Origin of the sequence: Streptomyces sp. SCUT-3 (assembly GCF_014083985.1) — a bacterium.
Taxonomy (GTDB): domain Bacteria; phylum Actinomycetota; class Actinomycetes; order Streptomycetales; family Streptomycetaceae; genus Streptomyces_H; species Streptomyces_H thermolineatus.
Genome location: NZ_CP046907.1, coordinates 4856635 through 4869660 on the forward strand (window position 1 = coordinate 4856635; position 13026 = coordinate 4869660).

Annotated in this window: 11 protein-coding genes; 7 read left to right on the forward strand and 4 right to left on the reverse strand. The window is 74.7% G+C overall.

The window, feature by feature from the left end:
* Nucleotides 1-109: 109 nt before the first annotated feature.
* From GQS52_RS21420 to GQS52_RS21430, 3 genes are all read right to left on the reverse strand, one after another.
* On the reverse strand, nucleotides 110-394 hold the full coding sequence (locus GQS52_RS21420; protein WP_182314968.1) for a DUF6343 family protein: 285 nt from the start codon (nucleotides 392-394) through the stop codon (nucleotides 110-112).
* A 137-nt stretch (nucleotides 395-531) separates the two neighbouring features.
* A complete protein-coding gene (locus GQS52_RS21425) occupies nucleotides 532-702 on the reverse strand; it encodes a hypothetical protein (protein ID WP_182314969.1) in 171 nt (56 codons plus the stop codon).
* Between the two features lie 48 nt (nucleotides 703-750).
* Nucleotides 751-1107: a PRC-barrel domain-containing protein gene (locus GQS52_RS21430; RefSeq protein ID WP_182314970.1), complete on the reverse strand. Its 357-nt coding sequence runs from the start codon at nucleotides 1105-1107 to the stop codon at nucleotides 751-753.
* Nucleotides 1108-1296: 189 nt separating this feature from the next.
* Between GQS52_RS21430 and GQS52_RS21435 the strand changes: the two genes are divergently transcribed.
* The gene (locus GQS52_RS21435) at nucleotides 1297-2205 is read left to right on the forward strand and encodes a helix-turn-helix domain-containing protein (RefSeq protein ID WP_182314971.1); all 909 of its coding nucleotides are present in this window, start codon (nucleotides 1297-1299) and stop codon (nucleotides 2203-2205) included.
* Between the two features lie 248 nt (nucleotides 2206-2453).
* On the opposite strand, the gene GQS52_RS21440 is transcribed toward GQS52_RS21435, so the two are convergent.
* Nucleotides 2454-3347 (reverse strand): trypsin-like serine protease, encoded by an 894-nt coding sequence (locus GQS52_RS21440; RefSeq protein WP_182314972.1) that lies wholly within the window; start codon nucleotides 3345-3347, stop codon nucleotides 2454-2456.
* Nucleotides 3348-3522: 175 nt separating this feature from the next.
* On the opposite strand from GQS52_RS21440, the gene GQS52_RS21445 reads away from it, so the two are divergent.
* From GQS52_RS21445 to GQS52_RS21470, 6 genes are all read left to right on the forward strand, one after another.
* Nucleotides 3523-3984, forward strand: a complete 462-nt coding sequence (locus tag GQS52_RS21445) for a type II toxin-antitoxin system PemK/MazF family toxin (protein ID WP_182314973.1) — start codon at nucleotides 3523-3525, stop codon at nucleotides 3982-3984.
* Between the two features lie 158 nt (nucleotides 3985-4142).
* Nucleotides 4143-6272, forward strand: coding sequence for a SpoIIE family protein phosphatase (locus GQS52_RS21450; protein WP_182314974.1), 2130 nt, complete (start codon nucleotides 4143-4145; stop codon nucleotides 6270-6272).
* Complete coding sequence (locus GQS52_RS21455; RefSeq protein WP_182314975.1) at nucleotides 6269-7954, forward strand: ribonuclease J; 1686 nt, start codon at nucleotides 6269-6271, stop codon at nucleotides 7952-7954. The genes GQS52_RS21450 and GQS52_RS21455 overlap by 4 nt, the downstream gene beginning before the upstream one ends.
* A gap of 102 nt (nucleotides 7955-8056) precedes the next feature.
* Nucleotides 8057-10147: an excinuclease ABC subunit UvrB gene (uvrB, locus tag GQS52_RS21460; RefSeq protein WP_275946481.1), complete on the forward strand. Its 2091-nt coding sequence runs from the start codon at nucleotides 8057-8059 to the stop codon at nucleotides 10145-10147.
* 228 nt (nucleotides 10148-10375) lie between these two features.
* Nucleotides 10376-10948 (forward strand): TerD family protein, encoded by a 573-nt coding sequence (locus GQS52_RS21465; RefSeq protein WP_182314976.1) that lies wholly within the window; start codon nucleotides 10376-10378, stop codon nucleotides 10946-10948.
* 123 nt (nucleotides 10949-11071) lie between these two features.
* Nucleotides 11072-12835 carry a TerD family protein gene (locus tag GQS52_RS21470; RefSeq protein WP_182314977.1) on the forward strand — a complete coding sequence of 588 codons (1764 nt, stop codon included), beginning with the start codon at nucleotides 11072-11074 and terminating at the stop codon, nucleotides 12833-12835.
* Nucleotides 12836-13026: the final 191 nt, after the last annotated feature.

A 13026-nucleotide genomic window follows, 5' to 3' on the forward strand; every position in this document is an offset into this window, starting at 1 on the left:
TCCTGACCCGGCAGGAGGCCCGGCGCGCCGGCCCCGCCGGGCGGCGGCGGATGCGGCGCCGGGCGAAGCCGCCCCTGCCGCACCGGCGCCGCCGGTCCGCGGCCGCGGGCTACCGGCGTCGTCGTCGCGGCGGGGTGCCGTGGACCGGTTCGTAGGGCGGCACGTCCCGGCCGGGCTGGTAGTGGGCGCCCTGACGGATGCGACAGCCGACCACGAACAGGTCCACCAGGGCGATCAGCGCCAGCGCCGCGCAGGTCACCGCCCAGGCGGTGTTCCCGATCAGGGCGAAGGCCACCGCGCCCCCGGCGGTCCACAGCAGTCCCCAGACCGCCAGCACCCGCCGCATCCGCAGCGGACTGCGGGCGTGTATCGGCTCGTCCCCGGAACGAAGCATGGCAACGCACCTCCGTCCCGCGCCTACCCCCGCCCCGGGGGCCAACCCTTCCGGGAGCCGGCGGACGCGATCGAGGAGACCCTCGACGAGACGGCGGCGCCGTTCGTGCGAGGACCGCGGCAGGGCCGCGGGCCGGCCTAGCGGGCCGGGCGGCGGCCCCTGCGGCGGCCGAGCGTGGCGCCGAGCAGCACCAGGCTCAGGAGGAAGACGGCGATCCCGATGAACAGCAGGTAGAGCATGCCCTTGAGCGTGACGCCCAGGACGCCCAGGACGAGGGCGACCAGGAGGAGGAAGAGGAAGAGGGCCATGTCCGGGCTCCTCGCTGACGAAAATGGGGGGCGGGGCGGGGGCGGGAGTCACCGCCGGGCCAGGCGCCGCTCTCCGCCGGCTCCCGGCCGATGGGTCATGTTGTAGTGCTGGAAGACCGCGGGCTCCTCCTCGGCCGGCAGTTCGCCGTCGACGTCGATGGACGGGGCGCTCTTGACCGCCTTCCTGCTGTGGGCGACCTTCAGGCTGCCCGGGCCCACGACCGCCCCGTCCAGGGGGGCGAAGACCAGGCGGTGGCGGCCGAGCAGCCCGACCCGCACGGTGACGAACACCGGGCGGTCGGTGGCGGTGTCGACGTACACCGCCTCCAGCGTGCCGATCCTGTCCCCGGCGGGGTCCACCACGTCGTGCCCGCGCCAGTCGCGGACGTCCTCGGCCTCGATCATGGCCACCTCTCGGTCTCGTGCGGGTCCGTGCGGAAACAGCTGTCGTTACGTATCCCCCCGAAAAAGACTTAATACCCCGCAGGGGAGCGAAACGCCCGCGGGCCCGCCGCTGCGCCGCGGAGATGCTTCCGCCGGGCGCGGGAAGGCCGGGAGAATGCCCCCGCGGGGCCGGAGGCAGGGAGGAGCCGCATGAGGACCGAACGGGGAAGGACGGGCGACGAGGGCAGCTGGGAGATCCGGCAGGGGCTTCCCGATCCCCGCCTGCGTGGCCGCGTGCTCGGGTACCGCGGGCACCGGATGGACCTGGGAGGGCCCCGGCGGCGGCTCGAGGTGCCGGTGAGCGCGGTGACGCTGGTGGTGGAGTTCGAGAGCACCGTGCTGCTCACCGACGCGGCGGAGCCGGGCCGGAGCGCGACCCTGTCCTCCCTGGTCAGCGGAGTGCACCGGACCGCCACCGTCGGCGAGTACGCCGGGCGGCTGCACGGCGTCACGGTCTCCCTCACCCCCGCCGGGGCCTACGAGATGCTGGGCCCGGTGGTGGGGGACCTGGGCAACCAGTGGGCGGACCCGGCCGACGTCCTCGGAACGGACGGACGGGACCTGGCCGCCAGGCTGACGGACGCACCGGACTGGCCGTCCCGCTACCGCATCCTGGACCGCTTCTTCGTCTCCCGGCTCCTGGAGGGGACGCCGTGGAGGCCGGAGGTCGCCTTCGCGTGGAGGGAGCTGCACCGCACCGGAGGGACGGTGCCGATCCGCAGGCTCGCCGGGACGACCGGGTACAGCCTCCGCCGGCTGGAGACCCTGTTCCGCCGGCAGGTGGGACTGACCCCGAAGCAGGCGGCCCAGGTGCTGCGGCTGAGGCGGGTCCTCCAGATGTACGAGAGGGAGCCGGGGCTGGGCGGCGCCGAGATCGCGGCGCGCTGCGGGTTCTTCGACCAGGCGCACCTGGACCACACCTTCCGGGCGATGGTGGGGTGCTCGCCGCGCCGCTTCTTCGCCCACCGCTCGGCGGGCGGCCCCACGGAGCCGGTCGACAGGCTGGCCGGGACCGTCACCAGCGCGCTGCTGCCAACCGGGACGGCCGGGGCTCTGTGACCCGGGGCGCGGCGGCCCGGGTGCGGTGACCGGGGCTCTGTGACCCGGGGTGCCGCGGTCCGGGGCGCCGTCACACTGCGTGGCCGGCCGGACATGGGAGTTCGCTTTTTTACAAGTCCGGCGGAACGCCGCCGGTGGAAGCTTGTTCCAGGCCCTGCGCCACGGGGGGACGCAGGGCCGCCACCGTCACCGGGCCGCTGCTCCCGGCCCGGCCCCGGGGAGGGGCCGGGCCGGGAGCCGTCCGTCCGTCAGGGCAGGTCGACGAAGGGCGCCAGGAAGGCGCGGGCGCCGGGGGCGTCCAGGCGGTAGACCACGTTCGTGGCGTAGCACGGCGAGTCGCCGGTGATCGTCGTCGCGACCAGCACCCGCTTCCCGTCGAGCTCGGCGAAGTTGGGGCCGCCGGAGTCGCCGTAGCAGGCGCCGCCGTTGCCCTGGGGCTCGGTCATGGCGAGCCGTATCCAGGCGTCGTTGAGCGCGTTGAAGCTCACCGGGGCCTTCATCCGGACACCGCCGCCGGGGTGGGTGTGGCCCCCGGGGCCGCGGCGGGCCTCCTGGGTGCCGTAGCCGGCCACGGTGAAGTCGGTGCCGTCCAGGCCCTGCGGCCCGAGCGCGCCGAGCTGCCCGGCCCCGGGGAGGACGGCCGGTGTGAAGCTCCAGCGCTCCCGCATGTCCTGCGCCGGGACCTCGACCACCGAGATGTCGCGGGTGTCGGAGGCCGGCCCGGGGTATTCGGGGTGGCTGTGGGCGGTGCCCTCGACGGCCACCGCGGCCGCGACGGCCGCCGGGTCGCCCGGGTGCGCGGCCGCCGCCTCGTCCAGGGCGGACTGGACGTCCTGCTCCAGCGAGACGAAGAACCGCACGTTCTCCGGCCAGTCGGTGGTGCAGTGCGCGGCGGTCAGGAAGGTGTCCGCGTCGATCATGGTGCCCGAGCAGACCCAGTCGACCCGGTCCGGGGTCCGCGGGTCCGCGTCGTTGTCCCAGGTCGCCACCAGGGCGCCGACCTCGGTGCGCTCGGGCGCGGGGGTGGCGTTGTAGGAGCCGATGGCAGCGGCGGGCAGGGCCGCTGCCAGGGCCAGGGCGGTCGTGGTCGCCGCGAGGACGGACGCCCGGACCGTGACCGAGCGCGGATGGGTGGCCTTCACTGTGGTGGTGCCCCTTTCCTCATCGGCCGCCCGTTCGGCGGCGCGCAGGGCATTCAACCCCCTCGCGGTGCCCCGGCGACAGGGGTGCGCACGACCCGGCTCCGACTCGCTCGACGCCCCGGGGCGCCCGCCGACCGGTTCAACGCCCCGCGGGGCGTGGGGCTAGCGTGTCCGCGTGACGACATCGACCAACGAGCCCGCGGGCACCGCCGCTTCTCCCGGACGCTTCGGGAAGGAGGCCACCACCGAGGCCGACCCGAGCCGCGTGGGCCGGGTGCGCACGGCGTACGCGCCCGACCCGGACGGCGACCCGGACCCCGGCGAGATCGTCTGGACCTGGGTGCCCTACGAGGAGAACGACGGGCGCGGCAAGGACCGGCCGGTGCTGGTGGTGGGCCACGAGGAGGCCGGCACGCTGCTGGCGGTGCAGCTGTCCAGCAGGCGGCACGACGGCGACCACGAGTGGCTGCCGCTCGGCTCGGGCCCGTGGGACCGCTCCGGGCGGGACTCGTGGGTCGACCTGGACCGGGTCCTGCGGGTGCACCCGGGCGGCATGCGGCGCGAGGCGTGCGCCCTGGACCGCGCCCGGTACAACCGGGTGGTGCACAGCCTGCAGCTGCGCCACGGCTGGCGCTGACCGCCCGGCGTGCCCGGACGGCCCGGACGCCGGCGCCCGCCCGGCCCCGGGGCGCCCGCCCGGCCCCGGGGCGCCCACCCGGTCGTGGCACGGTTGCCCGGCCGGGCCGGAGCACCGAGAGTGGCGGTGACAGCCGCTCGTTCTCGGGAAGGGGCGCCATGGGACGCACCGACGGGAGCGCCTCCAGCGGCCTGGCCCTGGAGGTCTTCGACCCCGCGCCGGTCGCGGTGGCGGCCGTCCTGGGCCCCCTGCACCTCCTGGCGTACACCAACGCCGACTACCGCAAGGTGTTCGGGGCCCGTCCGCTGGGGGTGCCGCTGCGGGAGGCGTTCTCCGACCTGGAGACGCGCGAGTACTTCTCCCTCTTCGACCGGGTCTTCGCCGAGCGGGAGGGGGTGCGCGTGGAGGAGGCCCCCGTGGTCCTCGCGCGCGCCGACGGGACGTCCGAAAGGCACTTCTTCACCTTCAGCCTGTCCCCGCTGACCACCCGCACGGGGGAAGACGGGGTGCTGGTCGTGGCGGTCGAGACCACCCGGCAGACGGCTGCGGCGGAGCGCATCCGCGTCCTGTCCGAGGAGCGGCGCAGGGCCCTGCAGCGCTACCGCAGCCTGGTGACGGCCGGGGCCCAGGTCGTGTGGGTCAGCGACGCCGACGGGCGGTTCGTCGAACCCAGCCCGGGCTGGCAGCGCGTGACCGGCCAGACCTGGGAGGAGTACCGCGGCGACGGGTGGACGGAGGCCATCCACCCCCAGGACCGAGAAGCGGCCCGCCGGGCGCAGGCCGAGGCGCTGGAGCGGCTCCCCGACGTGTTCCGGTGGACCTACCGCCTGCGCACCGCGGACGGCGGCTACCGGCACTTCGCGGTGCGGGCGGTGCCGATCCGCGAGAACGGCGCCGTGGCCGAGTGGGTGGGCACCTGCACCGACGTCGAGGAGCAGTGGCGGCGCGACCGCCGCGAGGAGATCCTCGCCCGCGCCGCGGCGGCCGTGACCGAGACCATGCGGGTCCAGGACGCCTTCGCGGCGCTGGGCCGCGTGATCGTCCCGGACCTCGCCGACGAGTGCGCCGTCTACCTGGCCCTCGAGCCGGGCGACCCGCCCCCGGACCGGCCGGTCCTCGTCGAACGGGTCGCCGCCGTCGCCCGGGACGGCCTGCCGCCCGAACTGCCGCCCCGCCGCACGGAACGGTTCCCCCCGGACAGCGCGCCGGCCCGTGCGGTCCGGGAGCGCCGCCCGGTCCGCGCCGCCTTCCCGCCGGGGGCGGTGCCGCCCGGCACCGCCCCCCGGGGCAGCGTGCCGTGGCTGACCGCCGCGTCCGCGCACGGCATGGCGCTGCTGCCGGTCGTGGTCGACGGGGTGGTGACGGCGCTGGTGAGCACGGCGGTGTGCGGGGACCGCGACCCGCTGGGCGAGGAGGACGTCGAGCTGATGCTGGCCGTCCTGGAACGGGCGCACGGCGCCGTGAGCGGGGCCCTGCGCCTCCAGCGCGCCCAACGGGTGGCCCTGGCCCTGCAGCGGAGCCTGCTCACCGAACCGCCCCGGGTGCCGGGGGTCGAGATCGCCGCCCGCTACCTGCCCAGCCCGGCGGCGGCGGAGGTCGGGGGCGACTGGTACGACTCCTTCGTCCTGCCCTGCGGCGACCCCGTCCTGATCATCGGGGACGTGACCGGCCACGACGTGGAGGCGGCCGTCACCATGGGCAGGCTGCGCAACATGCTCCGGGCGCTCGCGGTCGACCGCAGGGAGGAGCTGCCCGGGGAGGTCCTGCGCCGGCTGGACCTCGCCCTCCGGGCCATGGCCCCCGGGGAGACCACCGCCACCTGCACCCTCGCCCGCGTCGAGCGGTCCCCGGACGGCGGGAGGCGGCTGGTCCACTCCGCGGCGGGCCACCCGCCGCCGCTGCTGGTCACAGGGGACGGGAACGCCCGCCTGCTCGCCGCGGCCCACGGCCCCCTCCTGGGAGTGCTCCCCGACGTGCCGCGCGGCAGTTCGGTGGACCCGCTGCCGCCGGGGAGCACCCTGCTGCTCTACACCGACGGCCTCGTCGAACGCCCGGGGGAGGACATCGACGAGGGCCTGGCCCGGCTGCTCCGGCACGCGGCCGGCCTGGCCCGCGAACCGGTGGAGGCGTTCTGCGACGAGCTGCTGGCCGCCGCGGACCCCACCGGCCACGACGACATCGCCGTGATCGCCCTGCGCCTGCCGGAGGGCCCCCGCACCGCCGGGGATCCCGCAGTGCCGGACCGGGGTGGGCCGCGGCCCGGGCCCTCGGGTAGCGTCGGATCATGAGCCATCCGCATCCTGAACTCGGTCCGCCACCCAGACTGCCAGCCGAAGGGCTGAGGATCGTCGCCCTTGGCGGCCTGGGCGAGATCGGCCGCAACATGACCGTCTTCGAGCACGCGGGGAAGCTGCTGGTCGTCGACTGCGGTGTGCTGTTCCCCGAGGAGCACCAGCCCGGGGTGGACGTCATCCTCCCCGACTTCACCTGGATCCGCGACCGCCTGGACGACATCGTGGCCGTGGTGCTGACCCACGGCCACGAGGACCACATCGGCGGCGTCCCCTACCTGCTGCGCGAGCGGGCCGACATCCCGCTGGTGGGGTCGAAGCTGACCCTGGCCTTCATCGAGGGCAAGCTGAAGGAGCACCGCATCCGGCCGAACACGGTGCGGGTCAAGGAGGGCGACCGGCGCAGGTTCGGGCCCTTCGACTGCGAGTTCGTCGCGGTCAACCACTCCATCCCGGACAGCCTCGCCGTCGCCCTGCGCACCCGCGCGGGTACGGTGCTGCACACCGGCGACTTCAAGATGGACCAGTTCCCCCTGGACGACCGGATCACCGACCTGCGGGCGTTCGCCCGGCTCGGCGAGGAGGGGGTGGACCTGTTCCTCACCGACTCCACCAACGCCGAGGTCCCCGGCTTCACCACCTCCGAGCGGGACCTGGTGCCCGCCATCGAGCAGGTCTTCCGCACCGCGCCCCGCCGGGTGATCGTCTCCAGCTTCGCCAGCCACGTGCACCGCATCCAGCAGGTCCTGGACGCCGCCCACGCCCACGGCCGCAAGGTCGCCTTCGTCGGCCGGTCGATGGTGCGCAACATGGGCATCGCCCGCGACCTGGGCTACCTGAAGGTGCCGGCGGGCCTGGTCGTCGACCTCAAGGCGCTGGAGGGCCTTCCCGACAACGAGGTGGCCCTGGTGTGCACCGGGTCGCAGGGCGAGCCGATGGCGGCCCTGTCGCGGATGGCCAACCGGGACCACCAGATCCGCATCGGCCAGGGCGACACCGTCCTGCTCGCCAGCTCCCTCATCCCCGGCAACGAGAGCGCGATCTACCGGGTGATCAACGGGCTGAGCCGGTGGGGCGCCAACGTGGTGCACAAGGGCAACGCCAAGGTCCACGTCTCCGGCCACGCCAGCGCCGGCGAGCTCGTGTACTGCTACAACATCGTGCGGCCCAAGCACGTCATGCCCGTGCACGGCGAGTGGCGTCACCTGCAGGCCAACGGCGAGCTCGCGATCCGCACCGGCGTCGACCCCTCCAGGGTGCTCGTCGCCGAGGACGGCGTGGTCGTCGACCTCGTCGACGGGCGGGCGTCGATCACCGGCAAGGTGCCGGCCGGCTACGTCTACGTCGACGGCATGACGGTCGGCGGGGCCACCGAGGCGTCGCTGAAGGACCGCCGCGCCCTGGCCGAGGAGGGCGTGCTCACCGTCGTGGCCATCGTCGACGCCGACACCGGCGCGCTGGCCGAGCCGCCGGACTTCCTGGCCCGCGGGTTCGTCCACGACGAGAACACCTTCGCCTCCGTGGTCCCGGTCATCGAGAAGACCCTGGCCAAGGCGGCCGAGGAGGGCGTGGGGGAGGCCCCCCGGCTCGAGCAGCTCATCGCCCGGGCCGTGGCCTCCTGGGCCTGGCGCGCCCAGCGCCGCAAGCCGCTGATCATCCCCGTCGTGATCGACGCCTGACGGACGGCGCCGGCCCCCGCCCCGGCCCGCCCCGGCACCGGCCCGGCCCCGCACCCGCGGGGACCGGCCCCGGATGTCGGTGCCGGCCCGTACGGTGGTGGCATGAGGCCGGTTTCCGACATCGAACGCAAGGTGGCGCCCTTCGAGGTCGTCAGTCCCTACAGCCCCAGCGGCGACCAGCCGGCGGCCATCGCCGAGCTGGAGCGCCGGATCAACGGGGGCGAGAAGGACGTCGTCCTGCTGGGCGCCACCGGCACGGGCAAGTCGGCGACCACCGCCTGGATGATCGAGCGCCTCCAGCGCCCGACCCTGGTCATGGCGCCCAACAAGACGCTCGCCGCGCAGCTGGCCAACGAGTTCCGCGAGCTGCTGCCGAACAACGCGGTCGAGTACTTCGTCTCGTACTACGACTACTACCAGCCCGAGGCGTACGTCCCGCAGACGGACACCTACATCGAGAAGGACTCCTCGATCAACGAGGAGGTCGAGCGGCTGCGCCACTCGGCCACCAACTCCCTGCTGACCCGCCGGGACGTCGTCGTGGTCGCCTCCGTCTCCTGCATCTACGGCCTGGGCACGCCCCAGGAGTACGTCGACCGCATGGTGCCGCTGCGCGTCGGCGACGAGATCGACCGGGACGCCCTGCTGCGCCGCTTCGTCGACATCCAGTACCAGCGCAACGACCTGGCCTTCACCCGCGGCACCTTCCGGGTGCGCGGCGACACGATCGAGATCTTCCCCGTCTACGAGGAACTCGCCGTCCGCATCGAGATGTTCGGCGACGAGATCGAGGCGCTGTCCACCCTCCACCCGCTCACCGGCGAGGTGATCACCGACGACCGGGAGCTGTACGTCTTCCCCGCCACCCACTACGTGGCCGGTCCCGAGCGGATGGCGCGCGCCGTCGCCGGGATCGAGGAGGAGCTGGCGCAGACCCTGGAGCGGATGGAGAAGCAGGGCAAGCTGCTGGAGGCCCAGCGGCTGCGCATGCGCACCACCTACGACCTGGAGATGATGCAGCAGATCGGCACCTGCTCGGGCATCGAGAACTACTCCCGGCACATCGACGGCCGAGAGCCCGGCTCCGCGCCCAACACGCTGCTGGACTACTTCCCCGACGACTTCCTCCTCGTCATCGACGAGTCGCACGTCACCGTGCCGCAGATCGGCGCCATGTACGAGGGCGACGCCTCCCGCAAGCGCACCCTGATCGACCACGGGTTCCGGCTGCCGTCCGCCCTGGACAACCGGCCGCTGAAGTGGGAGGAGTTCACGGAGCGGATCGGCCAGACCGTCTACCTGTCGGCCACCCCCGGCCCGTACGAGCTCTCCCGCTCCGACGGCTACGTCGAGCAGATCATCCGCCCCACCGGCCTGATCGACCCCGAGGTGGTCGTCAAGCCCACAGAGGGCCAGATCGACGACCTGGTGCACGAGGTGCGGCTGCGGGCCGAGCGGGACGAGCGCGTCCTGGTCACCACCCTCACCAAGAAGATGGCCGAGGACCTGACCGATTACATGCTGGAGCTGGACATCCGGGTCCGCTACCTGCACAGCGACATCGACACCCTGCGCCGGGTGGAGCTGCTGCGCGAGCTGCGGGCCGGCGAGTACGACGTGCTGGTCGGCATCAACCTGCTGCGCGAGGGCCTGGACCTCCCCGAGGTCTCCCTGGTGGCCATCCTGGACGCCGACAAGGAGGGCTTCCTGCGCTCGGGCACCTCGCTGATCCAGACCATCGGCCGCGCGGCGCGCAACGTCTCCGGACAGGTCCACATGTACGCCGACCGGGTCACGCCCTCGATGGAGAAGGCCATCGACGAGACCAACCGCCGACGCGAGAAGCAGATCGCCTACAACCGCGAGCACGGCATCGACCCGCAGCCGCTGCGCAAGAAGATCGGCGACATCCTGGACTCGCTCGCCCGCGAGGACGCCGACACCGACGAGCTCCTGGGCGGCGGGACCGGCCGGACGAAGGGCAAGGCCCCGGTGCCGGCCCTGTCGGCGGGGGAGAAGCGGGACGCGAAGAGCCTGCCGGCCGCCGAACTCGCCGAGCTGATCGCCGAACTGACGGCGCGGATGCACGCGGCCGCCGGCGAGCTGCAGTTCGAGGTCGCGGCCCGGCTGCGGGACGAGATCGGCGAGCTGAAGAAGGAGCTCCGGCAGATGCGCGAGGCAGGCATGGCCTGAGGGCACGCGGGCAGGGGACGCCGGGCAGGGAGGGACGGGCCCGGCGTCCGTCGCGCGCCCCCCGGCGTCCGTCGCGACCCCGGGACCGGCCGTGCCCGGAGTACCGCTGTGTCCCAGGACCGCCACAACGGGGCACTCGGACGCGCCGGAGGGCGTTCCCCTTGCGTAGGGTGCGGAACGACCGCACAACGGCCGGTGGTCGCGGCCACCATAGAGAAGGGACACGCCATGTCCGTCAGCCTCGTCAAGGGACAGCGGATCAGCCTGGAGAAGTCGGGCGGCGGTGAACTGAGCGTGGTCCGCATGGGTCTGGGCTGGGACGCGGTCAAACGGCGCGGCCTGTTCGGCAGGCGGGAGCAGGAGATCGACCTGGACGCCTCCGTGGTCCTCTTCGCCGACAACCAGCCGGTGGACGTGGTGTTCTTCCAGCACCTCACCAGCGACGACGGCTCCGTGCGGCACACCGGCGACAACCGCACCGGCGCCGGCTCCGGCGACGACGAGTCGATCCTGGTGGACCTGCAGCGGGTGCCCGTCCACATCTCCCAGCTGGTCTTCACCGTGAACTCCTTCACCGGCCAGACCTTCCAGGAGGTGGAGAACGCCTTCTGCCGCCTGGTCGACGAGTCCAGCGGCGAGGAACTGGCGCGCTACACCCTCACCGGCGGCGGCAACTACACCGCACAGGTCATGGCCAAGGTCTACCGCCACGGTGACGGCTGGAAGATGGCCGCCATCGGCGAGCCCGCCTCCGGCCGCACCTTCCAGGACCTGATGCCGGCCATCGCCGCACACCTGTAGGGCGGACCGGGGCCGCCCGCCGACGGCGGGCGGCGGCAGGGCCCGCCCGCGCGGACGGCGCGGGCGGAGGGCACGGCACGGACGGCGGCAGGGGCCGCCGCAGGAGCAGGGGGCGTTGCGCGGATGGCCGTCGAACTCGTGAGGGGCCAGAACCTTCCACTGCCCGGCACCCGCCTGAGGGTGGCGGTCCGCGCGGCGGAACCGGTGGTCGTGGCGGCGGTGCTGGCCGACGCGGCGGGGCGGGCCCGGGGAACGGACCGGGTGGCGCACCCGGGAGCCCCCGCGCTGCCCGGCGTGGCCGTGCCCGCCGGCGCCGCGGCGCGGCACGAGGTGGCCGTCGACCTGGAGGCGCTCCCGCCGGGGACGGAGCGGCTCGCCGTGGTGCTGGTGCTCCCCGGCGGCCGGTTCGGCGCGGCAGAGGCCCCGTACGCCTCGGTCGAGGACGCGGAGGGCGGCACGGTCGCCGGCTTCGCCCTCTCCGGGCTCGGTGAGGAGACGGCCGTGGTCGCCGTCGAGTTGTACCGGCGGCAGGGCGTCTGGAAGGTCCGGGCGGTGGGCCAGGGCTACGCGGGCGGGTTCGGCGAACTGCTTGCTGACCACGGCCTGGCCCGGGCCCCGCAGGTGCTCCGCGCGGTCGCGGACGCGGGCCGTGCGGTCGCCGCCCCGGCCGCCGGTGCGACCGGGGAGCACGGGGCGGTGGGCGGCGCGGCGGAAGCCCCTGCCGCCGGGGCCCCCGCCACCGGATTCCCCGCCACCGGGTCCCCCGCAGCGGGACCGGACCCCGGCCGGCCGACCGAGGAGCGCCTGTACCGCCAGGTCTGGGGGATGTTCGAGGACCTGGCCCGTGCGGTCGCCGCGTACCGCAGCGCGGTGGACTTCGCCGAGTCGCGGATGGAGCGGGAGCTGGAGCGGGTCCTGGACGACCCGGCCGCCCGGATCGGAACGGCCGCGGCCGCGGCCCGCGAGGCGGCCCGGACCAGGTGCGCCGAACTGGTGGAGCGGGCCCGGGCCGTCCTGGACCGTGACGTGCTGCAGCTGGCCGAGGAGGCCGACGAGGTCGAGCCCGCGCTGCCGGCCGCCCTCGCCCGGTGGGACAGTCCCGCATGGAGCGCGTTCCGCGCCCCTGCGGAGGCGCCCCGGGCACTGAGGCTGGGGGACCTGACGGTTCCCGAGGCCCCGGGACTGCGCATCCCGATGCTGGTGGCGCTGCCCCTGGAGCGCGGGCTGTGGGTGGACAGCGGTCGCGGGGAGGAGGGCGCGGGGGACTTCGCGCCGGAGGAGGCGGACGCCCTGGCGCTCGCGGTCGCGGTGGCCCTGGTGGTCCGGCTGACGGCCGCGCACCCGGCGGGCGGGCCCGCCCTGGAAGTGGTCGACCCGGCGGGCACGGCGATGCCCGCGCTCGCCCCGCTGCTGGCGGCCGGTGTGCTGCGCGAACCGCCCGCCCCGGGCGCCGCGGGGGTCTCGGAGACGCTGGAGCGGCTGGTGCGACGGGTCGACCTGGTGCAGATGGCGGTGCGCGGCGGCGCCGTCGACGCGCTGCCGCCCGGGCTGGACCCTGCGGGGCTGCTGCTGCTCGTGCACGACTTCCCGCACGGTTTCGACGACCGGTCGATCACCCGTCTGCGCTACCTGGCGGACGAGGGCCCCGCGGCGGGCGTGCACCTGCTGATGGTCGCCGACCGCGAGGAGGCCGCCGGCCACGGCCCGCTGCTGGACCCGCTGTGGCGGAGCCTGCTCCGGCTCACCCCGGTGCCCGAGGCGTACCTGGCCGACCCGTGGGTGGGGCACGCCTGGACGTTTCACCCGCTGCTCCCGGAGTCCGGCAGTACGGTCCTGGACCGGGCGGCCCGGGCCTCCGCCGAGGCCCGCCGGGCCTCGGGGCGCTGACCGCCGGGCCGCGCGGCCCGGCTCCCGGGGACCCGGCCCCCGAAGGCCCGGCCTCCGAAGGCCCGTGAGGGCTTTCACCAGGCTTTCTTTACCTTTTCATGGGGTCCCCTGTACTGTTCTTTGGGCGGAGGGGAGTATTCCCTGCTGCGACGAGCCCGTCATCACGGTGCCCCACGGCACCCGGGCCGTCG